Raw genomic sequence first — 24,860 nt, 5'->3', positions numbered from 1 at the left:
TCCTCCTCTTCCTCCTCTTCCTCCTCTTCCTCCTCTTCCTCCTCCTCTTCGTCCTCCTCCCGTCGCGGCGGCTCACCACCGCCCCGGCCCGGTGAACGCAGTGTTCGTTCACGAACTCTGTGTTATGCCGCTGAGTTCGTGAACGAGGGCTGCGTTCAGCTGGCAAAGGGGGGTATGCCGCTGGGCCGGGCCCGCTCACGCCTGCTGGCCTCCGAGGCCCGACCCTCTTGCGGCACCGGGCGCAGAAATGCCTGACGGCCGCCCCCACGAGGGGGCGGCCGTCAGGACCACTGCTCAGGCGCTGGGGACGCTCTCCGCCGCCGGGGCCGAGGCGGGCTTGGGGATCGCGTCGTCGTACGGGGCCGTGCTCCGACCCGCCGTACGGTGGACCGCCATGTAGACCAGGCCGACGGCGATGACGACGAAGGCCGACAGGGCCACGATCCAGTTGTCGTACCAAGGGGCGTCCGGCGTGCGCGGCCACGCCATGTTGACGATCGCGATGACCCCGTAGGCGAGGGCCGCGATGTTGACCGGCAGCCCCCACTTGCCGAGGCGGTACTTGCCACTCGGGACCCAGCCCTTGAGGCGGGCGCGCAGGGCCGCGAGGACGACCATCTGGAACCCGATGTAGATGCCGAGGGCCGCGAAGCTGACGATCTTGGTGATCGCGTCGGTCGAGAACTTCGAGCCGAGGACGATCACGGCCGGCACGATCGCGGCGACGAGGAGCGCGTAGGGCGGCACGGCCCGCGCGGGGGAGAACTTCCGCAGCAGGCCCGCACCGACGATCATGTCGTCGCGCCCGTACGAGTAGGCCAGCCGGCTCGCTGCCGCCTGCAGGCTCATCGCGCAGGAGAGGAAGGACAGCAGGACGATCATGAGGATGACTCGGGAGCCCGTCGTCCCGAAGGCCTGGAGCAGGACGTTGCCGACGGGGTCCGTGTCGGTGCCGGCGATGACCGCGGGGATGTCGCCCACCGACAGCACCAGCGCGAGGCAGACGAAGGTGGCTGCGGCGCCACCGATGTAGATGGTCCGGCGCATGGCCTTGGGGATGAGGCGGCCCGGGTCGGGGACCTCCTCGGCGACGTCGCCGCAGGCCTCGAAGCCGTAGTACTGGTAGATGCCGATGAGGGCGGCGGCGGCGAAGGCCCAGAGATAGTTCGAGTTCCCGCCGGCGCCGAAGGAGTCGAAGATGACGCCGAGGTTGTGCTCCCGGTGGAAGACGAGCAGCCAGATGCCCACAAAGAGGGCGCCGAGGATCTCGGCGGTGAAGCCGATCATCGCCGCCATCGCGAGGACGCGCGTGCCGAGGAAGTTGATGATCGTCGCGAGGGCGAGCAGGACGAGCGCGCAGGCGATGGTCGTGTTCGTCGTCGACTCGAAGCCGAAGGCCGTGGCCATGTAGGGGCCGGCGCCGTAGACGACCGAGGCGATCGTCACGAGGAGGGCGACGAGGTAGACCCAGCCGGTCATCCACGCGTACTTGCGTCCCCAGAGGCGCCGGGCCCATGGGTAGACGCCGCCCGCGACCGGGTACTGCGCGACGACCTCGCTGAAGACGAGCGCGACGAGGAACTGGCCCGCCCCGACGAGCAGGAAGCTCCAGATCATCGGCGGGCCGCCGGTGGCGAGGGCGAAGGCGAAGACCGTGTAGACGCCGACGACGGGGGACAGGTAGGTGAAGCCGAGCGAGAAGTTGGCCCAGGGGCTCATCTCCCGCTTGAACTCGGACGCGTAGCCCAGCGTCGACAGATGGTGGGCGTCGTGGTCGGGGTGGTGCAGGTACTCCTGCTCCGCGGTGCTGATATCACTCATCAACTGCTCCCATGAAGGGTCGGGGCGCCGGGCGGTGAGGTCCGGCGCGATCAATAACCGTGGGTCGGGGATGTCGGCCACCGGGAGGCGAGCGCCGTCGAGTCTCGATCGGGCCCGGAGGGGATGAAGCGAAAAACTACAAGACCAGAGGTATTGGCACAAGGGATTCGGCGGAATACGTTGAGTGCGCGCTCTCGAGCCCGCCGGTATGCCGGTCCGCCGGCCGGTCGGGCCGTATCGTGAGGCGCGCCCCCCGCAACGTCACCGGATCGGAACCATGGCCAACGACATCGCTGACCCAGGACCGCTGGCCCCCATGCTCGGCCGGCCCTCCTATCGGGGCCGGGCCGACGAGGTCGCGCAGCGGCTCGAGGAGGCGATCCTGCTCGGCCTCCTCAGCGATGGCGAGCAACTGCCCACCGAGATCGAGCTCGCGAACCAGTTCGGGGTCTCGCCGATGACCCTCCGAGAGGCCCTGGCCCAGCTGCGCGAGCGGCGCCTCGTCGTGACGAGACGCGGGCGCAGCGGCGGCTCGTTCGTCCGTCGCCCGGCCGGGCCGGACCCCGACCAGATCCTGCCGCGCCTTCGCTCGATGAGCGTCACCCAGCTGCGCGACCTCGGGGACGAGGTCTCGGCCATCCACGTCCACGCCTCGAGGCTGGCTGCCGGGCGGGCGTCGCCGACCAACGTCCGCCGCCTCTTCGCCCTCGCCGAGCAGCTCCACAAGGCGACCTCGGTCCGTGACCGGGTGCGAGCCGACAGCCGGTTCAACATCGAGGTGGCCATGGCCGCGCAGTCCGAGCGGCTGACCCGCCGCCAGGTCCTGCTCCAGGCCGAGCTCGCCGAGATGCTCTGGATCCCGGCAGGGGAGGAGCTTTCGGTCGACGCCGTCGTCGAGCGCCACCACGGCCTCGCCAAAGCGATCGCGGACGAGGACGAGGCCACGGCAGGCTCCCTCGCCGAGCAGGATGTCGCGCTCCGGCTGCGGCGGCTCATCCGCCTCCACCTCGACCTCACCGAACCAGAAGGGAGCGCGCGATGAGCGACACCCAGGCGATGGCCCGCAACGACGCGGAGCGCATCGTTGCGGAGGTCCGCGCACTCCTGGCCCCGGTCCAGGCGGGCCTCGAGGCGCTGCGCGACGAGATCGTCGAGGCCTTCCGCGCCGCGGACAGCGACGGCCGTCCCGTCGTGGAGGCCGACCTGCTCGACCTGCCCGGTTTCTTCGCGGCCCACGGGCTCATGCAGGACGTGGCCGTCGGCGTCGGCTTCGTGGGGGCCCCGGGCGCGGTCAACGGCCAGGACCGCTACATCCTCTGGTGGCAGCGCCGGGGCGACGGCTTCGCCCGGCTCCGGCTCAACTTCGAGCCGGACAGCGTGGACGTCTACGACTACCACGAGATGGACTGGTACAAGGTGGCCGCCGAGTCGAGTCGGCCGGTCCTCTACGGCCCGTACGTCGACTACTCGGGGTCCGGACACTACGTCTTCACGGGCGCGGTGCCCGTGCGGTCGGACCGGTTCATCGGCATCGCCGGTGCCGACCTGTCCGTCACCGTGATGGAGCGCCGCCTGACCGGGCTGCTCCGTACGGTCGACCTCGACGCCCTCGTCGTCACGGGGGAGCGGAGGGTCCTCGCCGCGAACACGCCCCGCTGGGTGGTGGGCGCGAAGCTGCAGGCGCCGCCCAGCCCCGGCGGCGACGCCGGCTTCCTCGCCGTCGTGCCCGTGGGCCTCGACACCGACTGGTCCGTGGCGGTCGCCTCTCCCGAGTGAGCCCGGCGACGCCCCGCCGAGTGCCGTGAACGGCGCCCCGACCGCCCTGGCCGGGGCGCCGAGCCGTCTGCGTCCCAAGCGTGGTCGGCTCCGTCGAGCATTCCCTCGCGCAACCCCTTGACATTAATACTCTAACTCTAGAGTATTTGTGTTCCACCCCACTCAAGGAGGGCGCATGACCACCACCACGCAGCTCGACCCCACGACGGTTCCGTCCTTCGACGTCGCGGACCCGGCCTTCTCCATCACCTCCGACGAGGTCCATGCCGCGAGGGAACGCAGCTGGTACGCCACGACGAACTACGGCATCGCCGTGCTCCGTTACGACGAGGTGAGCCGGCTGCTCAAGCACCCCAAGCTGCGCCAGGGCAGCGTCCAGTGGCCGGCCCACAACGGCGTCACCGAGGGCCCCTTCGCCGAGTGGTGGGCGAGCTGGATCCTCAACAAGGAGGGCGAGGAGCACCACCGGCTCCGTCGCCTCATGAACCCGGCCTTCTCCCCGAAGCTCATCGGCGGTCTCGTGCCCCGCTTCCAGGCCCTCGCAGCAGAGCTCGTCGACGCCTTCGAGCGCCCGGACCACTGCGAGTTCATGCGCGAGTTCGCCGAGCCGTATGCCGCCCGGGTCATCGCCATCATGCTCGGGCTGCCCGAGGACGAGTGGCCGATCATCGCCCGGGAGGCGACCAACATCGGTCTGGCCATGGGCGTCACGATCCAGTCCGAGCTGCCGACGATCGAGGGCGCGCTCGAGCGGCTCTACGCCTACGCCGATGCCCTCATCGACGACCGCCGCGCCAACCCCGGGGACGACTTCGTCAGCACGCTCGTCCAGGCGACCCGCGACAGCGACACCCTGAGCGACCAGGAGCTGCGGGACGGGCTGGTCCTGCTGATCTTCGGCGGCTACGACACGACCCGCAACCAGCTCGGCCTCGCGATGCAGACCTTCATGGCCCACCCCGACCAGTGGCGCCTGCTCGCCGAGCGCCCCGAGCTCGGCGGCAGGGCGGTGGAGGAGGTCATGCGCGTCAACCCGACCGTGCGCTGGGTCACCCGCGAGGCGCTCGAGGACTTCACCTTCGAGGGCCTCGACATCGCGGCCGGCACGACCGTCCACCTCTTCAGCGAGTCCGCCGGCACCGACCCGCGCGTCTTCGGCGAGGCCGGCTTCGACCTCACGGCCGAGCGCAAGCCGCACTTCGGCTTCGGCGGCGGCGCACACCACTGCCTCGGGCACTTCGTCGCCCGCTCCGACATGAGCGAGGCGCTGCCGCTGCTCGCCCGCCGCCTCCGGGACCCGCGCCCGGCCGGCGAGTCGACGTGGCTGCCCGACTCGGGCAACACCGGGCCGATGACCCTCCCGATCGCCTTCACGCCAGGGGCCTGACGGTCCCAACCGCCACGCGGTATGCCGCTGGGCCGGCTGCCGCCCACCCGTGGCGTCCCGCGCGCCCACCCACCGCAACGATCCCCGCCCCCGGACATCCGATCCGAACCCAGACCAGACAAGGACGTCACAGCCATGAAGATCATCGTCGACCTGAACCTCTGCCAGGACCACGGGCAGTGCGCGATCGCGGCTCCTGCCGTGTTCCGGATGAACGACGACGGCAAGCTCGAGTACGAGGAGATCGCCGAGGAGAGCCGTCGCGCCGAGGTCGAGGAGGCCGCGGACGTCTGCCCCGTCCAGGCCATCCTCATCGAGGGCTGACGTGACCACCCCGCACGTCGTCGTCGTGGGCGCCTCTCTCGGTGGCCTTCGGGCGGCCGAGCAGCTCCGGGCCCGCGGCTTCGAGGGCCGGGTCACCGTCATCGGCGAGGAGCGACACCTGCCGTACAACCGGCCACCGCTGTCGAAGGAGGTCCTCGCCGACGCGGGGGACAACGACCCGGGACGCCTGCACGGCCGCGTGGAGTTCCGGCGCAAGGCGTCGACGGCCGATGTCGACTTCGCGCTCGGCGTCCCCGTGGTCGGCTCGGACCTCGCGCGCCGGGAGCTGCGACTGGGGACCGGTGAGCGCCTGCGCTACGACGGCCTCGTCCTCGCCACCGGGCTGCGGCCGAGGCGCCTCGACCTGCCGGGGCCGGTGCAGGGCCGGCACTCCCTCCGGACGCTCGACGACTGCGTCGGCCTCCGAGCCGAGCTGGCCGGGCTCACCGAGCCTTCCGTGACCGGCGAGCGCACGTCGGTCGTCGTCATCGGCGCGGGTTTCATCGGCTGCGAGACCGCCGCGACCCTCGTCAAGCGAGGCTGCGACGTCACCGTCGTCGAACCCTTCGGCGCCCCGATGGAGCGCGTCCTCGGCTCGGACCTGGCACGAGCGGTCCAGCGCCACCACGAGCGAGCGGGAGTGCGCTTCGTCCTGGGAGCGAGCCCAGCGGCATACGTCGAGGATCCGACGGCCCCACAGCGGGTCCGCGGCCTGCGACTTGCCGACGGGACCGTCCTCGACGCCGACCTCGTCGTCGAGTCGGTCGGCTCGCTCTGCAACACGGAGTGGCTCGACGGCAACGGCCTGGACCTGCGCGACGGCGTCCTGGCCGACAACGACCTGCGGGTCGTCGGCGCCGAGCGGGTCGTCGTCGTCGGGGACGTCGCGCGGTTCCCCAACCCGCTCTTCGACGACGTGCCTCGGCGGGTGGAGCACTGGTCGATCCCCACCGAAACGGCCAAGCGCGCCGCGACGACGCTCCTGGCGGAGCTCACCGGCTCGGCGCCCGACCCGCTGCCCTTCGCGCCGGTCCCGTCCTTCTGGAGCGACCAGCTCGACCTGCGCCTCCAGAGCTTCGGCTCTCCCGGCCTCGCCGACGAGGCGCGCCTCGTCGAGGGCGACCTCGACCGTCTCGCGGACGGGGTCCTCCTGACCTACCACCGCCTCGGCTCCCACGTCGGGACCATCGCGGTCAACCTCCCGCCCGCACGGCAGCGGGAGCTGCGCGAGGAGTTCCTCGCCCGCACGCCCGCCATCCCGGTCTCCGCCTGACCCGCCCGCCTCTCTCCTCGAACCACTCGACTGCCCCCGAAAGGTCCACCCATGCCCACCACCCCGCTCGACCAGCACCGCGAGGCGAACGCCTCGAGCGAGCTGCTGCCCCAGATCCTGTCGACGATCAGCGACCGCGGCGTCGAGTTCGTCTACTTCCAGTCCGTCACGATCACCGGCCGCGTCGTCGGCAAGGTCGTGCCGGCGCGGCACTTCGCGCGCCTTGCCGTCAAGGGCATCCAGCAGCACCGGACCGCGATCGCCAACCTCCAGTCGACCCGCGAGGGAGTCCTGCTCGGTGGTGGCGTCCACGCGCCCGAGTACACCGCGATGGCCGACCTCGACACCTTCGCCGTGCTGCCCTGGGACACGTCGGTGGCCCGGGTCTTCTGCCGCCTCTACGAGCCGGACCACGTCCGCTCCGGCGCCGGCGAGGCCTTCGCCAGCGACTCCCGCGGCCTGCTCAAGCGGATGCACGCCGACTTCACCGCCCGGACGGGGCTCGAGCTGCGGACCGGCACCGAGCCGGAGATGACGTGGCGGGGGCCGGGCCTCAACGCGACCTTCCGCCCGGGCTCGAGCCCGGCGTACCACATCGAGCACCTCGAGAAGGGGCGCGCGATCTACCAGAAGGTCATCAACTACGCCCAGGCGCTCGGACTCGACATGGTCGAGGGCGACTACGAGGACGAGGGCCAGTTCGAGCTGAACTGGATGTACGACCACGCCGACCTCACGGCCGACCGCCTCACGACCTACCGCCAGGTCTGCAAGCAGGTCGCCCGCGAGCTCGGCATCGAGGCGAGCTTCATGCCCAAGCCCGCCACCGGCATGATGGGCAACGGCTGCCACCACAACTTCAGCCTCTGGCGCGACGGCGTCAACGTCCTCGAGACGCCCGGTGTCACCGAGCTGCACCTCAGCGACGAGGGCAAGGCCGCGCTCGGTGGCGTCCTGGCCCACTCGGCCTCGGCGATGCTCGTCATGGGCTCGACGGTCAACTCCTACAAGCGCTACTGGGACTCGGGCCAGTTCGCCCCGTCGCAGATCAACTGGGGCCTCGACAACAAGACGTGCACGGTCCGCCTCTCGGCCAACGGCCGACTCGAGTACAAGCTGCCGGATGCCGCCGTGAACCCCTACCTGTCGCACGCCGTCCTGCTCGCCGCCATCGACGACGGGCTCACGAACGAGCTTGACCCGGGCGCCCCGACGATCGGGTCGAGCTACGACTCCGCCCAGGACGCGCGGTTCGCGCCCCTCCCGCTCAACCTCGGCGAGGCCATCGCGGCGTTCCGCGGCGACGAGGTCCTGCGCAAGGCGCTCGGCCCGGAGCTGGCCGACCTCCTCGTCGACTACCGCAGCGACGAGTGGGCCCGCTTCTGTGGCTACGTCACCGACTGGGAGAAGGACACCTACTGGGAGGACGTGCCGTGACCGCCGCTGCCGGGCCTGCCGGGCGTACCGAGCCTGCCGAGCCGCTGCGGCTCGCCTGCATCGACTCCGACGCGCCGCCGCTCTTCGGCCTGCGCGACCCGGCCACCGGGCGCCGTGAGGGCTTCGAGCCCGCGGTCGCCGAGCTCGTCGCCGCCGAGCTCGGGCGGCGACTGGAGTGGGTCGTCGTCCCTTGGGCCGACCTGCTGCCCGTCGTCCAGGCGGGCGGAGCGGACGCGGTCCTCTGCGGCCAGGGGATGACCCCCCTCCGTGCGGCCCAGGTCGACTTCACCCGCCCGTATGCCGTGTTCCACGAGAGCGTGCTCGTCCGCCGAGGCGACCCGATCGCCTCACCGGAGGACCTGCGCGGACGGCGGGTGGCGGCCATCGCGGCGAGCACGAACATGGCGCTGGCGGAGACCTTCGACGGCGCCGAGCCGGTGGCCTTCGGCGGCGACTCGGACGACGTCTATGCGGACATGCTCGCCGCGCTCGCGGCCGAGGAGGTCGACGCCGTCGTCGACGACGACGTGGTCTTCGTCCCGCTCGGGGACTCGGACCCGCGCTTCGAGGTGGCCTTCACCGTCCGCACCGGGAACCGGTGGGGGATCGGGGTCTCCAAGGAGCGGACCGACCTGCGTGAGGCGATCGACAGGGCGCTCGGCCGGGTCATCGCCGACGGCCGGCATCGGGCGGCCTGGGAGCAGTGGCTGCCGACCCTCGACTACCCCTTCACCGAGGCGGTTCACGAGGGCCCAGAGTCCGCCGAGGCCGGTGTCTGTGCCGAGGGTGGGGCCGGGGCCGGGGCTGCGGCCGGGGCCGCAGGGATCGAGGCGAGGTGACGGCGCGACCGCTCATCGCCGTCGTCGGCCGCCGGGCCGACTCGGTGCCGATCCTCCGCTTCACCGCGACGCTCGCGGCCGAGGCGATCTGCGAGGCGGTGTATGCCGCTGGGGGCGAGCCGGTCGTGCTCCACGGGCCCGCGGCCGGGCCGGACCAAGGACTGACCGGGCGGCTGGCCCGGTTCGACGGGCTGCTCGTCCCGGGTGGCGCCGACCTCGGGCCGGCCCGCTACGGCCAGGACGCGCATCCCGAGACGGCGGCGGTCGTCGACTTCCAGGACGACCTCGACATCGCCGCCACCCGGTCGTACCTCGCCTCCGGGATCCCGACCCTCGCGATCTGCCGCGGCCTCCAGGTGCTCAACGTCGTCTGCGGGGGCACCCTCGACCAGCACCTGACCGAGACGACGGTGCCCCACGGCAACGCCGTCCATGCCGTCGACGTCGTCGCCGGGAGCCGGCTCGCCAAGGTCGTCGACACCGACTCCATCGACGTGTCCTCGTACCACCATCAGGCGATCGACCGGCTCGGCCGCGGCCTCACCGTCACGGCCGTCGCCGAGGACGGTGTCGTCGAAGCCGTGGAGCACGAGTCCGCCGACGTCATCGCCGTCCAGTGGCATCCCGAAGACCGCCACCTGACCTCCACCTCCGACGCGGCGCTCTTCGCCGACCTCGTCGACCGCGCCGCCCGACGAAAGGGACCGATCCAATGACGACCACGACGACCCCCAGCGCACCCGCGCTGTCCCCCGGGAGCGCCGAGAGCGCCCGGCGGGCCGAGCTCGAGCAGCGCGCCGCCGCGCTGACGATCCCGAGCCGGCTGTTCATCGACGGCGAGCACGTCGACGCCGCCTCGGGCCGGACCTTCGCCCGCGTGTCCCCGCGCAACGGGCAGGTGATCGGCCACGTCGCCGAGGGCGACGCCGCGGACATCGACCGCGCGGTCGCGGCGGCCCGACGCGCCTTCGACTCCGGCATCTGGTCGGAGCAGCACCCGCGCGAGCGCCGCCGGGTGCTCCAGCGGCTCGCCCGGCTCGTCGAGGAGCACGCCGAGGAGCTCGCCCTGCTCGAGAGCATCGACATGGGCAAGCCCTTCACCGACGCCATCGCGGTCGACATCCGCGTCACCGTCCAGGCCCTCGACTTCTACGCCGAAGCGGTCGACAAGCACTACGACGAAGTGGCCCCGACGGCATACGACCGGCTGGCGCTCGTCACCCGCGAGCCGATCGGCGTCGTCGGGGCGGTCGTGCCGTGGAACTACCCGCTCATGATGGCGGCGTGGAAGGTCGCGCCGGCGCTCGCGGTGGGCAACACCATGGTGCTCAAGCCGGCAGAGCAGTCCCCGCTGACGGCCTTGCGCCTCGCTGAGCTCGCTGCGGAGGCCGGGCTGCCCGACGGCGTCCTCAACGTCGTCCCGGGCTTCGGCCCGACCGCCGGGCAGGCCCTGGGCCGGCACATGGACGTCGACGCGGTGACCTTCACGGGCAGCGGACCGGTCGGCCGGCTGTTCATGGCGTATGCCGCCGAGTCCAACATCAAGCCGGTGTCCCTCGAGCTCGGCGGCAAGTCGCCGCACATCGTCATGCCCGATGCGCCCGACCTCGACCACGTCGCGGCGCAGGTGGCGAGCGGCATCTTCTTCAACATGGGGGAGAGCTGCTCGGCGGGCTCGCGCCTGCTCGTGCACCGGTCGATCCGCGACGAGCTCGTCGAGCGGGTCGTGGCCGCCTCCCGGCGCGAGGTCGTCGGGGACCCGCTCGACCCTCGGAGCACGCTCGGCGCGCTCGTCGAGGAGCAGCACCTCGAGCGGGTGCTGGGCTTCATCTCGGGGGCCGCGTCCGAGGGCGCGACGACGCTCGTCGGCGGGCACCAGGTGCTGCGCGAGACGGGCGGCTACTACGTCGAACCGACTGTCCTGCAGGTCGATCCGTCGATGACCGTGGCGCGCGAGGAGGTCTTCGGGCCGGTGCTGTCGGTGCTGACGTTCGACACCCCGGACGAGGCCGTAGCACTGGCCAACGGCACGGACTTCGGCCTGGCGGCTGCCGTCTGGACGACGGACCTGTCGACCGCGCACACGATGGCCAAGCGGGTCCGGGCCGGGACCGTCTGGGTCAACTGCTACGACGACAGCGACATGACCGTCCCGTTCGGCGGCTACAAGCAGTCCGGCTTCGGCCGGGACAAGTCGCTGCACGCGATGGAGAAGTACACCCAGCTCAAGACGACGTGGATCAAGCTGTGAGCGTGAGGACCGACGAGACCCGCGCGGACGAGGCTCGCGCGGACGGGGCACGCGCGGCCGGGGCCGGTGCTACCGGCGAGGGGGTGCCGGTGGTCCGGCTGGAGGAGGTGGATCCCGGCGTCAGGCCCGAGCGGCCCGTGGCGAGGATCGCCGTGCTCGTCTCGCTGAACTTCCCGGACCTGACCGAGCCGGTCGCCGACCTCGTCCGGACGTTCACGTCCACGGCGCTCGCCACCCTCGTCGGGCTCGAGGCGACGTTCGAGCTCTTCGACACCTCGACCGCGCTCGCCGACCCGTCCACGGTGGCGGAGCTCGACGGGCTCCTCGTGCTCGGTGGCGGCGACGTGGACGGGTCGCTCTACGGCTGTTACGACACGTCGATCCCCAACTCGTACGGCGTCGACCTCCGCGCGGACCGCGACACGATTGCAGCCCTCGAGGTCGTCGTCGCCGCCGGGCGCCCGGTCCTCGCCATCTGTCGTGGCGCGCAGCTCGTCAACGTCGCCGGCGGCGGCACGGTGATCCCGGACATCGAGGACTACCGGCTCCACCGGGGCGGCCCCGGCGAACCCATGTTCGTCGACGAGCAGGTCACGATCGTCGATGGCACCCGGCTCGCCTCGCTCGTCGCGAACCACCGGCTCACCGTTCGCTCGGGCCATCACCAGGCGATCGACCGCGTGGCGGACGGGTTCGTGGTGAGCGCTCTCGCGGACGACGGCATCATCGAGGGGATCGAACACCGCGAGCGGTGGATCCTCGCCCTGCAGTGGCATCCCGAGGACCCCGCGGGACCGGACCATGACCGGCTCGGGATCTTCGAGGCCTTCGTCGAGGCCGCCGCGAAAGGGCTCGCCGCCTGGCCCCGTTCCTGACCCCTGGTAGACCCCCAAGCGGCATTCCCGCTGCTCCGGCCCCGAGCTCGGGCGGCGGTCCAGCACGGCTTCCTGTTGCGTGATTGAACGGATTCAAGCAGCATGAGCTCACGCCGCAGAGGAGGGGCGAGTCGAGAGCCATGAGCAGCCTGCGAAACCCGGTGACCAGCGGGCACCCTCAAGCCAGGATCAGCGACGTCGCCCGCCGCGCAGGCGTCTCGGTGGGCACCGTCTCCAACGTCCTCAACCGCCCGCACATCGTCGCCGACCCGACCCGGCAGCTCGTGCACGACGCGATCGAACAGCTCGGGTTCGTGCCGAACGCCTCCGCCCGGCAGCTGCGCGCTGGTGCTTCGCGGACGGCCGGGGTGCTCGTCCTCGACATCTCCAACCCCTTCTTCATGGAGGTCGCGCGCGGTATCGAGGACCGGCTCATCGAGGACGGGTTGACGATGATCCTCAGCAGCTCTGACGGCGACCCGGGCCGCGAGCAGATGATCCTCGACACCTTCGCGCAGCAGCGGCTGCGTGGCGTCCTGCTGACGCCGTCGCAACGGACGGTCGACCACCTCGAGCGGCTCACGGACCAGGGCACGGACGTCGTCTTCCTCGACCACCGTCCCCGGGCGAAGGGCTTCGCGTCCGTCGTCACCGACGATGCGGCCGGCGGACGGACCGCGGTCGCCCATCTGCTGTCTCTCGGCCATCGCAGGATCGGCTTCGTCAACGGGCCGTTGTCGCTTCAACAGTGCCGCGCGCGCCAGACGGGGGCCCGTCGCGCGATCCGGGCCGCCGGCGGCGCGGCGGAGCTCGTCGAGCAGCAGGTCGAGACGCTCGACGCTGCCGGAGGTGAGGCAGGGATGGCTCGGCTCCTCGCCGGCAACCCCGACGTCACCGCGGTCTTCTGCGTCAACGACCTCGTCGCGCTCGGCGCGATGCGACATGCGCGCGCCTGTGGACTGGCCCTGCCCGAGGAGCTCTCCGTGATCGGGTACGACGACGTCTCCTTCGCCGGCGAGCTCGCGGTGCCGCTGACGTCGGTGCGCCAGCCGACCTACCAGCTCGGCTGGTCCGCCGCGGACCTCCTGCTCACCGAGGCCGCGCCGCGCCCTGTCGTGTTCCAGCCCGAGCTTGTCGTCCGGAGCTCGACCGGACCGGCGTCACGCCGGGGCGAGCGCTCGGAACCACGGCTCAGCACGACGGGAGGAGGCGCCCTCGAGTAGGGCGCCGGGGACATGCCTGCCGTATGCCGTGGACCTTCTCCTGCCGCTCCGTCCCCACGTCGGGCGGGAGGGGCCTCCGACCGTCCGCCTGAGGCCCGGCCGCCCGCACCGCCCGCCGGTGCTGTGCCCGGCGCGCCCACGACCGCGCCCATGACCACGCCCCCGACCGCGCCGCTGCTCAGCCGTCAGGACCTCACCCTGCTCTCCCTCATCGCCGGCGGGCTCCAGCTCGACGTCGTCGCCCGTCGGCTCGGGGTGTCGGAGCGGACCCTCCGGCGCCGCGTGAGGCGGGTCTGCGACCGGATCGGCGTCATCGCACCGATCGAGGCCGTCGTCTGGGCCGTGCGGCGCGGCCTCATCTGACGATCTGACCGATTCCGGACACTTTCGTTCCCCAAAGAGTGGCCGACCCCTACATTCGGGACGAAATGAAACGATTCATTCAAGGAGGAATGACGTGAGACCCCGACCTCTACCCCGTCTCGTAGCCGTTCTGGCCGCGCTGACGTGCGCCGTGCTGGCACCCGCTGGCGCGCGGGCAGACGTGGCCACCCCAAGTGCGACAGGCGGGACGACCGCCGCGTCATCGGCAGCCACGGGCGTCACGGCGCTTCGGACCAACGCGCTCGTCAACCCCCTCGGCATCCCCGGCGCGGCCCCTCAGCTCAGCTGGCAGCTGAGCTCGGCGCGCCGCGGAGTGAGCCAAGCGGCATACGAGATCCGGGTCGGCCGGACGGCCGGCAGCGCCGATGTCTGGGGGAGCGGCCGGGTCGCCTCGGGAAGCTCCGTCAACGTGCCCTACGGCGGCCCGGCACTGCAGTCGCACACGCGCTACTTCTGGTCGGTCCGGGTGTGGGACGACACGGGGACCGCCTCCGACTGGAGTGCCCCGGCCACCTTCGAGGCGGGCCTGCTCAGCGCGGACGAGTGGACCGCCGACTGGGTCAGCGCCGTGGGAGCGACCCGTTACGGCCCCGAGTGGACCGACTACCGGATCGACTTCACGGCCTCGCGGATCTCGGGTGCCCTCGGCGTGTACTTCCGCGGGCGCGACACCGAGCACGCCTACATGTGGCAGCTCAGCGAGGCGTCCAAGGCCCTTCGGCCGCACGTGAAGAACGGCGGCTACTCGGTCCTCGCGGCCACGCCGTTCCCGGCCGGATTCAGCTTCGCCGACTCACACCGGTACTCCATCGCCGTCTCAGGCAGCACGATCACGACGAGCGTCGACGGCGCCGTGCTCGACCGGCGCGACGACACGACGTTCGCCGGGCCCGGCATCATGGGCTTCCGGACGAGCGGCGCCGAGAGCGGACTCGTCCGCGACGTGACGGTGACAGGCGCGGACGGGAAGGCCCTCGTCCAGACGTCCTTCCCGAGCGGCGACCGGTCGTTCACCGCCGGGACGGTCACCCCCGACGGACTCCAGGTCGAGGGCAACGCGGGGGAGGCCTGGGTCGCGGTCGGCAACGAGGTCCCACTCATGCGCAAGGAGTTCGAGGTCGCCGACAAGCCGATCGCCAGCGCGCGGATCTACGCCTCCGCTCGGGGGCTCTACTCCCTGCAGCTCAACGGAGCTCGCGTCGGAGACCAGGAGCTGGCCCCGGGGATGACGGACTACTCGAAGCGGATCGCCTACCAGACGTACGACGTCACCTCCCAGCTGCAGCCCGGCACGAACGCCGTTGGGGCTGAGGTGGCCAACGGGTGGTATGCCGGCAAGGTCGCGATGTTCGGCACCGGAGTCTGGGGGGACCGCACGTCACTGCTCGCGCAGCTGCGCATCGTGTACGCCGACGGAACGACCCAGACGGTCGGCACCGACGGCAGCTGGCGCGCGACGCCCGGGCCCCGGACCTCGGCGGACCTGCTCGACGGCGAGTCCTACGACGCCCGTCGCGCCTCGGCGGTCGGGAGCTGGGACAAGGCGGGGTACGACGCGTCGGCGTGGCGCGCGGTCACCGTCGTCCCCTCAGCGACGAACCTCCTCGAGCCCCAGACGGACCAGCCGGTCCGCGTGACCCAGGAGCTCGCGGCGCACCGGATCGCGTCGCCCACCGCCAACACCTACCTCTACGACCTCGGCCAGAACATGGTCGGGCGCGCGAGGGTCACCCTCAAGGGGGCTGCAGGCACGACCGCCCGGCTCCGGTTCGCCGAGGTCCTCAACAAGGACGGGTCGATCTACACGGCCAACCTGCGCAGCGCCAAGGCGACCGACTACTACACCTTCGGGGCGGACGGCGCGGGGCAGTACGAGTCGCGCTTCACCTTCCACGGGTTCCGTTATGTCGAGGTGACCGGTGTGAGTGAGGCGCCGGCCGACTCGGACATCGTCGGTGTCGTGCTGGGGACCGACGGTCCGCTCGTCAACGAGTTCGAGACGTCGTCAGCCCTGGTCAACCGGCTGCACAGCAACATCGAGTGGGGCATGCGCGGCAACTTCCTGTCGATCCCCACCGACACGCCGGCGCGCGACGAGCGCATGGGCTGGACGGGTGACATCGACGTCTTCGCACGGACTGCGGTCTACAACATGGACGCCCAGGCGTTCCTGTCCAAGTGGCTCAAGGACCTGCGCGACACCCAGAACGCCGCCGGGGCCTTCCCGGGCGTCGCACCCGTGATCCCCGGCCGCTTCGACGGGGGCTACGGGTCGGCCGGCTGGGCCGACGCCGGAGTCCACGTCCCGTGGGCGCTCTGGCAGGCGTACGGCGACACGAAGGTCATCAACGACAACTACGACGCGATGAAGCGCTACGTCGACTACCTGGACCGCGACTCGACGAACCACATCCGGTCGACCGGGGGCTACCTCGACTGGCTCAACCTCGACGACAACACGTCGGCGGACGTCCTCGACACCGCCTTCGTCGCCCGCAGCACTCGTGAGCTCGCCGAGATGGCCGACGCGACCGGGCGCAAGGACGACGCGGCCACCTACCGGGCCCGCCTCGCCGACATCACCCGCGCCTACCAGGCTGCGTTCATCGCCGCCGACGGGACGGTCAAGGGAGACAGCCAGACGGCATACATCCTCACCATCAACAACGGCCTGGTCCCCGCGGACCGCAAGGACCTCGTGGCCGCGAAGTTCGTCGCGTCGATCGAGCGTCGCGACTGGCACCTGTCGACCGGCTTTCTCGGGGTCGACGGGCTCCTGCCGGCGCTCACGGCGATCGGTCGTACCGACGTCGCCTACCGCCTCCTGCAGAACACCGACTACCCGTCGTGGGGCTACGAGATCGGCAAGGGCGCGACGACCGTGTGGGAGCGCTGGAACTCGATCATGCCGGACGGCACCTTCGGCCCGGTCGAGATGAACTCCTTCAACCACTACGCCTACGGCGCGGTCGGCGAGTGGATGTACCGGACGCTCGCGGGAGTGTCCGCGCTCGAACCCGGCTACCGGCAGTCCGTCATCGCCCCCGAGCCGGGCGCCGGCGTCGACTGGGCACGGATGAGCCACGAGACGCCGTACGGCACGATCGCCTCGTCCTGGCGCACCGGGGCGGACGGAATCACCCTGGACGTGACCGTCCCGGCGAACACGACGTCGGAGGTCCACGTCCCCGCGCCGAGCCGCTGGGCCGTGCTCGAGGGCGGAGCCCCGGCGTCCGACGCGGAGGGCCTGACCTTCCTCCGGATGGAGCGCGGTGCGGCCGTGTTCCGGGCCGGGTCCGGCGCGTACCACTTCACCGTGGACGACGTGCTCGGCTCGATCGGAGAGGCGCGGGCAGCCGTGTCGGGCTTCACGATGCCGGCGTCGATCACGTCCGGGACGGCGAACCACCTCGCGACCCAGTGGGACAAGCTGGCCCGCGAGGTGGAGGCGACGTGGAAGGCGCGCCTCGCTCATGACGCCGACACGGCCTCGCTCCTGCACGGGGCGCTGTCGACGGCGGCGGACCTGCGTCGGTGGGTCGAGACGAAGCAGAAGGCGGGTGGCCTGACGAGCGCGGAGGCCAAGGCGTACCTCGACGTCCTGTCCACGGTCGCCTCCCGGCTCTCGACCGCGTCGGGGCGCCTCGTCGGGGCGGTCGTCAGCCTCGTACCGCCGGACGGCGCCCTCGTCCAGGGCGGGACAGGCACCGTTCGGGTCGTGGTCGACAACCGTGGCACCGAGACGATCCGCGGCATCGACGCGACCCTCACGTCGCCGGCCGGCTGGACCGTCCAGGCGGTGCCGGGTGCCACGGAGGTGGCGCCGGGCCAGCGGGTGAGCCTCGACTTCACCGTGACCGTTGCACCCGACGCCACTCCGGCGGCCGTCGAGCTTGCCGCCGCGGCGAGCTACCAGTTCCACCAGTCCACGGCGACGCTGCCGGTGAGCGCCATGGTCACGGTCGCGCCGGCGGTCGTCATCGACACTGTCTCTGGACCGTCGACGCCGACCGAGCCGGGTCAGTCGGCTGTCGTCACCACGGTCGTGCGGAACCAGGGTGCGACCACCCGGAGCCGCCAGCTCACCCTGAGCCTGCCGGACGGTTGGACGGCACCCGCCGCCCAGGCCTTCAGCGTCCCGGCCGGGAGCACGGCCACGATCACGTCGACCGTGGCCGTGCCGCTCGACCTCACGACCGGAACGGTTCCGGTGACGGCCGCCGTCGGTGCCACCGACCTCGAGAAGGCCTCCGGGTCGCTGCGGGTCGTCGTCCCGACACCGCCGGCGAGCTCCACCGACCACGTCGACCTCGGCGACGCCACGAGCGAGGCGACTCATCACCTCACGGCGTCGGAGCACTCCGGCACCAGCGTCGAGGCGGGCCTCACCCGGCGGTACTCCCACTCGTCGTACCCGGGTGGCTGGTTCGAGATGGACGTGACGGTTCCGACCGACGGGCCCTTCGCGCTCCGGATGATCGAGACGTACGACCAGTCGCAGACGAAGACCTACGACGTCCTCGTCAACGGCCAGGTGGTGCACCAGCGGCGCTACACGTTCTCGACGACCGGTCAGGCCAGCCTTGCCTACCAGTTCGTCGTCGACCGTCCTGACCTGGTCAAGGGGTCCGTCGTGCGGGTGAGGTTCCAGGACGTCGCCGGCGACTACGACCCGTCCATCGCCGACCTCTGGGCGGTGCCGATCGGCTGACCGAGCCTCGTGCGCCACGAGCCCAGCGGCATACCTGAGCGGTATGCCGCTGGGCTCGTTCACGTCTGGGCGCCCGCCGCGGGTGGCTCGACCCGAGGCGCGGGCACGGAGCCGAACCGGGCCGCGGCGACGAGGATCGCGAGGCCGAGGGCTGTCATCGTGAGGCCTGCGCCGATGTGGTCCGCGAAGATGCCGGCGATCACGGGACCGACACCTTGGCCGCCCATGAGTCCGGTGCTGAACAGGCCGAAGGCCAGGCCGCGCTGCGTCTCCGGGACGGCGGCCAGGAACGCCTGCTGGCCCCCGAGCTGGTAGGCCATGCCCACACTGGCGAGCGCGAAGCAGGTCCACGCGACGGCAAGGCCCGGGTGCCAGGCGAGCGGCAGGAGGGGAGCGCCGACGAGGGCGAAGAGCCACGGAACGGAGCGGCGGCGGACCTCGTCCGGCAGGAACCGCCCGACGACGAGGTCCCCGACTGCGGCGCCGGCGGGGAAGGCCGCGAGAAGGAGGCCGGCCGGCATACCGGCGGTGCGCTGCTCGCCGACGTAGGGCACGACGAGTGCCTCGGCGCCGACGAGCAGGGCAGGCCCCAGCCACCATGCGACGAGGATCCGTCGGACGGCAGGGTCGCGCAGGAGGCGACCGTTGCCCACCCAGGTCTCCGCGGGTCTCCAGCGATGGGCCGTCCCCGGCGCGCCCGAGGTCCGGGGGATCGCCAGCAACGGGAGCAGGCCGAGCAGGCTCACCAGTCCCGCGACTGCGAAGGCGGCTGTCGCTCCGAGGAGCTGGACCGCTGCACCACCGGCGGCCAGTCCCAGGAGCTGGGCGCCCGAGCTGATGAGGCCCAGCACCGAACGGCCCAGGACGTACCGCTCTCCGGTCACGAGGCGGGTGAGCAGGGTCGACTGGGCAGCCATCGGCACCGGCTGCCAGACGGCGACGACGGCGACGACGGCGATCGAGGCGGCGGGAGGCAGGCCGCCGAAGGCGATGACGAACGCAGACGCGGCCCGGGCGACCGACCCCGACGCGAGCAGGGCCCGCGGTGGCCACCGGTCAGCCAGCGAGGTCAGCAGGGTCCCGCCGACGAGCTGGGGGAGGAACCCTGCCGCGAACGCGATGGTCGACCACAGGGCTGAGCCGGTCTGTTGGAAGACCGCCACCGAGAGGGCGAGGATCTGCAAGGACGTCGCGATCACGGTGGTGAGCGAGATCCCGAACAGGGCCGACACGCCACGAGTTCGAAGGAGCGAGGCGTAGGTCGCCCGCTCGTTCACGCCCGTCTGCGGCGAACCTCCCATGACTCCGATGGTCGAGAAGTCCGGTCGCGCGGGCGACTCTTTCGTCGTGGCACGAAAGCTCGTGGACGATCCGCAGCGTCCGGGGGGCCGTCAGCTCCAAGCCGAACCGACGGCCGCGAGCGCGTCGCCCACAGGTGTCCGCCGGTAGATGACCGCGCGACCGCTGCGGGAGCGGGCGACGAGGCCCGCCTCCCTGAGGATGCGGAGGTGGTCACCCACGGCCCCGAGCGTCTGACCCGTCGCGGCGACCAGGTGGGTCGTCGACGCCGGCGTGTCCAGGTGGAGGAGCAGCTCCGCGCGAGTCCGACCGATCAGCCGCGCCAGGGCCAGCGGCGTCGAGGGCTTGGGGTCCCATAGGGCGGCACTTCCGCGAGCCACGTAGACGAGCGCCGGACGCCATGGTGCCTCGGTGTACGTCGCCGGGCCGGGGGAAAGGAACACGGACGGCACGAGCATGAGGCCGCGCCCCTGCAGCTGGACGACGTCGTCGGCCGGGCCGTCGACGACGACCGCACCCGGCTCCCAGCGCACCCGGGCGTCCAGTCCCTCGAGGGCCGCAGACCATCCGTGCCGGACGAGCCGGTCCGCGCGGTAGAGGACGTCACGATCCATGATCGCGAGCAGCTGCGGCCAGTCCGGCTCGACGAGGAGGTGCCAGAGGCGCTCAAGCGCGTCCGCGAGGACGATGGCGACGTCCGTGCGATCGAGGACGGAACGGACGTCGTCCTCGACCCCGTGCCCGAGCGCGAGCGCGCGACGGATCTGGTCGCGTGCCACGGACAGCGGGGTCGAGCGGATGGCCTCGAGGTCGTCGTCAGGCGTCCGGGCCATGCGGGATGGCGGCGGTGCCGTGAAGTCGACACCCCAGCTCTGGGGCCGCAGCGCCCGCAGCACCCGGGTCTCGAGCTCGTGCCGCACCGGCTCGTAGCGCAGCGCCCACCGGGACGCGCTGAACGCCCGGCCCGTCGCCGTTTGGCTGCCCGGCCGGTCGAGTCGACGGAGCAGGAACTCGAGCTCGGCCATCGGGGCGAAGGCGAAGCGGCTGGCGGCCAGGTCGCTCGGACCGATCTCGAAACGCTGCATGCTCACCCTCACCTTTCGTGTCAGGACGAAAGCCTAGCCCGCCCGCTCCACGAGGCACGGTGAACGCGGTGTTCGTTCACGAACGCGGTGTTATGCCGCTGAGTTCAGGAACGAGCACCGCGTTCAGTCGGCAAGGGGGTATGCCGCTGGGGCCACGCCGTGGAGCGGCGTCACGTCAGGCCGGCGTGAGGGTGGTGCGACGCAGGCGCTGCACCCCGAGGTAGGTCGCCGTCACGAGCAGCCCGATGTAGACGTCGTTCTCGAACCAGCCGAAGACCGTCTGCTGGGCCGGACCGAACGTCGTCGGGTAGTAGAAGATCGAGATGGCGAGCAGCGCCGCGAGGTAGCCGAGCACCGTGAGCTGCGCGGCCCGGGACGTGCGCCGGGCCAAGACCGCCGACCCGAAGGCGACGGCATAGAAGACCCACGTCAGCGGCGTGGTCACGGTGAAGCTCGGGTCCTCGATGCCCTCGACCCAGGCGTAGACGGTGTGCCCGGCCGACAGTGCGAACGCCGCGGTGAGCACTGCCGACATGTGCCGGCCGTACGTCGACGTCCCCGTGCCTGCCGGGCTGCCGGAGGCCGTCCGGCGAGCGGTGTTCGTCGTGCGAAAGCTGGTGGTCATGATCTGTCCTCTCAGAGGGACGGCCGTGCGCCGTCATCGACCACCTTCGTGCGCGGGCGGGCGCCACCCCACCCACAGCAGGCCCACACCAGCACCACACCGGTCGGCTCAGCGCCAGACCGGCACCACACCCGGAGGCACCAGAAGCACTGCCGGCCCGGCATCCGAGCCACTACCGTCTGACCCGTGGAGGGGGCGTCGACACCGGGCGAGTTCGCCGTCGTGCTCCGACGCCTGCGCGAGTCCCGGTCGCTCACCCAGGAGGACCTCGCCGAGCGGGCCCGCCTCACCGCCAAGGCGATCGGCGCCCTCGAGCGCGGGGAGCGCAGGCGCCCCTACCCGCACACCGTGCGCTCCCTCGCGGACGCCCTCGCGCTCGACGACACGGAGCGCGCCCAGCTCGTCGCCGCGGTCCCCAGCCGGTATGCCGGGTCGTCCCCGGGCGCGCAGCCTCCTTCTCCTTCGTCTCCCGAGCCCGTGGGCTCCCTCGCCCAGCCCCGTGGCGCAGCGTCGACGCCGTATGCCGGCCGGCCGGCATACGCTCCCCGCTCGCCCGGGCCCGCGGGTCCCGCGGGTCCCGCGGCACCGCCTCTGACCAGACCCACGACGCGGCTGATCGGCCGTGAGGCCGAGCTCGACGGGCTGCGCGCCCTCGTGCGCTCGGGCACCACTCGTCTTGTCACGGTCACCGGGCCGGGTGGGGTCGGCAAGACGCGGCTCGTCATGGAGCTGCTCGACCGCGAGGCGCCCGGGTTCCCGGGAGGCGCGCTCGCCGTCGACCTGTCGCAGCTGCGGGAGCCGGCGCTCGTCGTGCCGAGGGTCGCGGCGGCCTTCGGGCTGCCCGAGGCGGCCCACGCCGACCCGCTCGACGCTCTCGTCCTGCACCTCGGGGGATTGCGCGTGCTCATGGTCCTCGACAACCTCGAGCACCTGACGGGCTCCGGGCCGACGATCGCCGACCTCGTGGCGCGTTGCCCCGACCTCGTCGTCGTGGCGACGAGCCGCGCCCCGCTGCGGGTGCGCGCGGAGCACGAGGTCGTACTGGCGCCGCTGTCGACCCCGGCCGGCGACGACGTGGAGGCGGTCGCCGCCTCGCCCGCGGTCGCGCTCCTGCTCGACCGTGCGGCCGCCGCCGGGGCACCGGTCGGCGTCACCGAGAGCGATGCGCCCACCCTGGCCGCGATCTGCCGCCGCCTCGACGGGCTGCCCCTCGCGCTCGAGCTCGCGGCACCCGGCCTGCGGCTGCTGTCCCCGTCGACCCTGCTCGCACGCCTCGCGCAGGCCGATCTCGGCACGAGCCCGCGCGACCTGCCCGCGCGGCACCGGACGATGGCGGCCGTGCTCGAGTGGAGCATGGACCTCCTCGAGCCGGAGGAGGTCGACCTCTTCATGCGGCTCGCCGTCTTCAGCGGCGGGTTCTCGCTCGACGCGGTGGAGGCCGTGGCGGGAGGAGGAGATGGCGACGCGGACGGTTACGACGTCCTGCGCGCCCTTGGCTCGCTCGTCGAGCAGTCGCTCGTCCTGCGCATGCCGTCACCGGACGACCAGCCGCGGTTCCGGATGCTCGAGCCGGTGCGGCAGTTCGCGATGCAGCGGCTGCACGCCGAGGGGCGTGCGACGGCCACCGCAGACCGGCACGCGGAGCACTTCCGAGCCCGCTCAGCGGCATACGCCGCTCTGCTCGAAGGACCCGAGCTCGTGCCGACGCTCGACCGGCTGGAGGCCGACCACGCGAACCTGCGGTCGGCCTACCTGCGGCTGCTGGAGCTCGATCGGGTCGTGGAGGTCACGGAGCTCGCGGCCGGGATCTGGCTGTTCCTCGCGTTGCGCGGCCACGCGCGCGAGGGGCTGGGCTGGCTGGAGCGGGTCGGGGCCGAGGCGTCCGACGTCGCGCGCTGCCGTGCGCTGACCGCGCACCTCGGGCTGCTCCTGCTCACCGGCGACGTCGCGCGGATGTCGGAGGACGCCCGGGCCGCGATGGCGCTGACCGCTCGGGTCGCCTACCCGGCCGTCACGTGCGAGACGTTGACCCTGGCCGGTCAGGCCGTCCTCTTCGCCGGTGACCTCGACACGGCCAAGGCGCTCCTCGCCCGTGCGCTCGACGAGGCGCATCAGGCCGCTCGCCCCTGGGTCGCCGTCCACGCGCGGCTGGGGCAGGCGCAGGTCGCGCTCGCGGCAGGTGACCTCGCGACGGCCGGCGCGCTACTGCCCGAGGTGGTCGCGTCGGCGCGCGAGCTCGGCAGCGAGTTCACGCTCGCCACCGCGCTCAACGTCCACGCGACGCTGACCGAGCTGCTCGGCGACGAGCCCGCGACGGCGGCCCTGCTGGGCGAGGCCGTCGCGGTGTCGCTGCGCGCCCGGATGAGCTGGACGCTCGGCTACGCCCTGCCCGCGCTCGCGAGCGTGGCGCTGCGGGTGGGCGACCCTGCGTCCGCGGCGTGGTTGTTCGGCGCAAGCGCCTCGATCTCGGCGGCGGATGCCGTCGACCCCGCCTTCCCGGTGTCACGCGCGCTGTCGGACCGCGGTCTCGACGCGACTCGCGCCGCGCTGGGAGAGGCGGCGTTCGCCCGGAGCTGGGACGAGGGGCGCAGGGCGAGCGCCGCCGAGATCGAGGCGCGAGCCGCGACGGTCAGCTCTGCCGCAGGCGCGTGACGTAGCGCGAGAACTGCCAGGCGCCGACCGTCCGCAGCAGCACCCGGACCGCGAGCGGCAGCTTGGCGAGCAGCCGGGCCCGCTCCTCGGCGTCGGCGTCCTCGAGGATGAGCCCGAAGAGGATCGGCAGCTCGCTCGATCGCATGGTCTCGCTGCCGTGCTCGCCCATCTGGTCCCACTCCACGGCGGTGACGTGCCGGCTCGCCAGCGGCAGGACCTCCCGTTCCTCGAGGTCGAGGTGCTCGAAGAGGGCTTCGCTGAAACGGTTGACCAGGGTGGCGAGGTGCTCGCCCGTGGCCTTGGTGGGTGCGGCCTGCCAGGCGGCGAGCGCCGGGGTCAGGGCCTCGACGCGGGCGTCGATGCCGTGGTGCTGGGCCTGCATCGTCTCGACGACTCCGGTGGAGGGCGCGGCGCGCTTGAGCAGCAGGGGCCACAGGAGGATGTCCTCGCCGGTGTGGTGCATCTCGAGTCCGCCCAGGCACAGGCGCAGATGGTCGGCGACAACCTTGGCGCGGGCGGTGTCGCCGTTGGGCGTGGTTCGGATCAGTCGCGCCGCGGCAGGGAACTCCCGCCGGAAGGCACGGTGGATGACGACCATGTCGTGGACGTCGGGACGCTGGTCGGTGTGAGTCGTGGAGGTCACGGTGGCTCCTCGTGAGGCTGGATGGGGTGGTTCCTCCAGCCTCACGAGCCCGGCTTGGCCACCCCACCCACAGCGCCCCCACATCAGCACGACACTGATTGCATTGCGGTGAGCGGTTGCCCCGGCCTGCTCGGGCGAGCGGAGGACGAGCCCGGCACGAAGGCGCCCATAGCCTCACTTATGCGCTAAGTGAGGCTATGGGCGCCTTCACGTCTCACTTAGCCTTTGTCGGCAACGCTCGAAAATGAGGCCGAT

Annotated in this window: 19 protein-coding genes; 14 read left to right on the top strand and 5 right to left on the bottom strand. The window is 72.0% G+C overall.

Annotated elements, in window-relative coordinates:
• Positions 1–294: 294 nt before the first annotated feature.
• Complete coding sequence (locus N865_RS18685) at positions 295–1,821, bottom strand: APC family permease (protein ID WP_034809295.1); 1,527 nt, start codon at positions 1,819–1,821, stop codon at positions 295–297.
• A gap of 277 nt (positions 1,822–2,098) precedes the next feature.
• Between N865_RS18685 and N865_RS18680 the strand changes: the two genes are divergently transcribed.
• The 13 genes from N865_RS18680 to N865_RS18620 all read left to right on the top strand — a co-directional run bounded on the left by N865_RS18680 (position 2,099) and on the right by N865_RS18620 (position 18,301).
• Entirely contained in the window at positions 2,099–2,863 is a 765-nt protein-coding gene (locus N865_RS18680; protein WP_034809291.1) for a FadR/GntR family transcriptional regulator, read from the top strand.
• Entirely contained in the window at positions 2,860–3,597 is a 738-nt protein-coding gene (locus tag N865_RS18675; RefSeq protein ID WP_051511043.1) for a PDC sensor domain-containing protein, read from the top strand. The genes N865_RS18680 and N865_RS18675 overlap by 4 nt, the downstream gene beginning before the upstream one ends.
• A 175-nt stretch (positions 3,598–3,772) precedes the next feature.
• Positions 3,773–4,984 (top strand): cytochrome P450, encoded by a 1,212-nt coding sequence (locus tag N865_RS18670; RefSeq protein ID WP_034809289.1) that lies wholly within the window; start codon positions 3,773–3,775, stop codon positions 4,982–4,984.
• A 135-nt stretch (positions 4,985–5,119) separates the two neighbouring features.
• Positions 5,120–5,308 carry a ferredoxin gene (locus N865_RS18665; protein ID WP_034809286.1) on the top strand — a complete coding sequence of 63 codons (189 nt, stop codon included), beginning with the start codon at positions 5,120–5,122 and terminating at the stop codon, positions 5,306–5,308.
• Between the two features lies 1 nt (position 5,309).
• Entirely contained in the window at positions 5,310–6,581 is a 1,272-nt protein-coding gene (locus N865_RS18660) for an NAD(P)/FAD-dependent oxidoreductase (RefSeq protein ID WP_034809283.1), read from the top strand.
• Between the two features lie 51 nt (positions 6,582–6,632).
• A complete protein-coding gene (locus tag N865_RS18655) occupies positions 6,633–8,018 on the top strand; it encodes a glutamine synthetase family protein (protein WP_034809279.1) in 1,386 nt (461 codons plus the stop codon).
• Positions 8,015–8,857, top strand: a complete 843-nt coding sequence (locus N865_RS18650; RefSeq protein ID WP_245603841.1) for a substrate-binding periplasmic protein — start codon at positions 8,015–8,017, stop codon at positions 8,855–8,857. Before N865_RS18655 ends, N865_RS18650 begins: the two co-directional genes overlap by 4 nt.
• On the top strand, positions 8,854–9,573 hold the full coding sequence (locus N865_RS18645; protein ID WP_034809277.1) for a gamma-glutamyl-gamma-aminobutyrate hydrolase family protein: 720 nt from the start codon (positions 8,854–8,856) through the stop codon (positions 9,571–9,573). Before N865_RS18650 ends, N865_RS18645 begins: the two co-directional genes overlap by 4 nt.
• Positions 9,570–11,108 (top strand): aldehyde dehydrogenase, encoded by a 1,539-nt coding sequence (locus tag N865_RS18640; protein ID WP_084328376.1) that lies wholly within the window; start codon positions 9,570–9,572, stop codon positions 11,106–11,108. Before N865_RS18645 ends, N865_RS18640 begins: the two co-directional genes overlap by 4 nt.
• Before the next feature lie 2 nt (positions 11,109–11,110).
• Positions 11,111–11,983, top strand: coding sequence for a gamma-glutamyl-gamma-aminobutyrate hydrolase family protein (locus tag N865_RS18635; protein WP_245603840.1), 873 nt, complete (start codon positions 11,111–11,113; stop codon positions 11,981–11,983).
• Between the two features lie 140 nt (positions 11,984–12,123).
• Complete coding sequence (locus tag N865_RS18630) at positions 12,124–13,206, top strand: LacI family DNA-binding transcriptional regulator (RefSeq protein ID WP_051511040.1); 1,083 nt, start codon at positions 12,124–12,126, stop codon at positions 13,204–13,206.
• 150 nt (positions 13,207–13,356) lie between these two features.
• A complete protein-coding gene (locus N865_RS18625; RefSeq protein ID WP_034809275.1) occupies positions 13,357–13,569 on the top strand; it encodes a LuxR C-terminal-related transcriptional regulator in 213 nt (70 codons plus the stop codon).
• Between the two features lie 181 nt (positions 13,570–13,750).
• On the top strand, positions 13,751–18,301 hold the full coding sequence (locus N865_RS18620) for a family 78 glycoside hydrolase catalytic domain (RefSeq protein WP_211244928.1): 4,551 nt from the start codon (positions 13,751–13,753) through the stop codon (positions 18,299–18,301).
• 59 nt (positions 18,302–18,360) lie between these two features.
• On the opposite strand, the gene N865_RS18615 is transcribed toward N865_RS18620, so the two are convergent.
• The 3 genes from N865_RS18615 to N865_RS18605 all read right to left on the bottom strand — a co-directional run bounded on the left by N865_RS18615 (position 18,361) and on the right by N865_RS18605 (position 21,310).
• The gene (locus tag N865_RS18615) at positions 18,361–19,602 is read right to left on the bottom strand and encodes an MFS transporter (RefSeq protein ID WP_051511036.1); all 1,242 of its coding nucleotides are present in this window, start codon (positions 19,600–19,602) and stop codon (positions 18,361–18,363) included.
• Positions 19,603–19,692: 90 nt separating this feature from the next.
• Positions 19,693–20,685, bottom strand: a complete 993-nt coding sequence (locus N865_RS18610; RefSeq protein ID WP_034809273.1) for an ArsR/SmtB family transcription factor — start codon at positions 20,683–20,685, stop codon at positions 19,693–19,695.
• A 175-nt stretch (positions 20,686–20,860) separates the two neighbouring features.
• Complete coding sequence (locus N865_RS18605; protein ID WP_034809271.1) at positions 20,861–21,310, bottom strand: hypothetical protein; 450 nt, start codon at positions 21,308–21,310, stop codon at positions 20,861–20,863.
• A 186-nt stretch (positions 21,311–21,496) separates the two neighbouring features.
• Between N865_RS18605 and N865_RS22005 the strand changes: the two genes are divergently transcribed.
• Positions 21,497–23,962, top strand: coding sequence for an ATP-binding protein (locus N865_RS22005; RefSeq protein WP_051511033.1), 2,466 nt, complete (start codon positions 21,497–21,499; stop codon positions 23,960–23,962).
• Here the strand turns inward: N865_RS22005 and N865_RS18595 are convergent.
• Positions 23,940–24,605 (bottom strand): hemerythrin domain-containing protein, encoded by a 666-nt coding sequence (locus N865_RS18595; protein ID WP_034809269.1) that lies wholly within the window; start codon positions 24,603–24,605, stop codon positions 23,940–23,942. The genes N865_RS22005 and N865_RS18595 overlap by 23 nt on opposite strands.
• Positions 24,606–24,860 lie beyond the last annotated feature (255 nt).

It is taken from the genome of Intrasporangium oryzae NRRL B-24470 (assembly GCF_000576595.1).
GTDB lineage: Bacteria > Actinomycetota > Actinomycetes > Actinomycetales > Dermatophilaceae > Intrasporangium_C > Intrasporangium_C oryzae.
The sequence above is the reverse complement of the archived record's forward strand: the minus strand, read 5'-3'. Positions and strand labels throughout refer to the sequence as shown.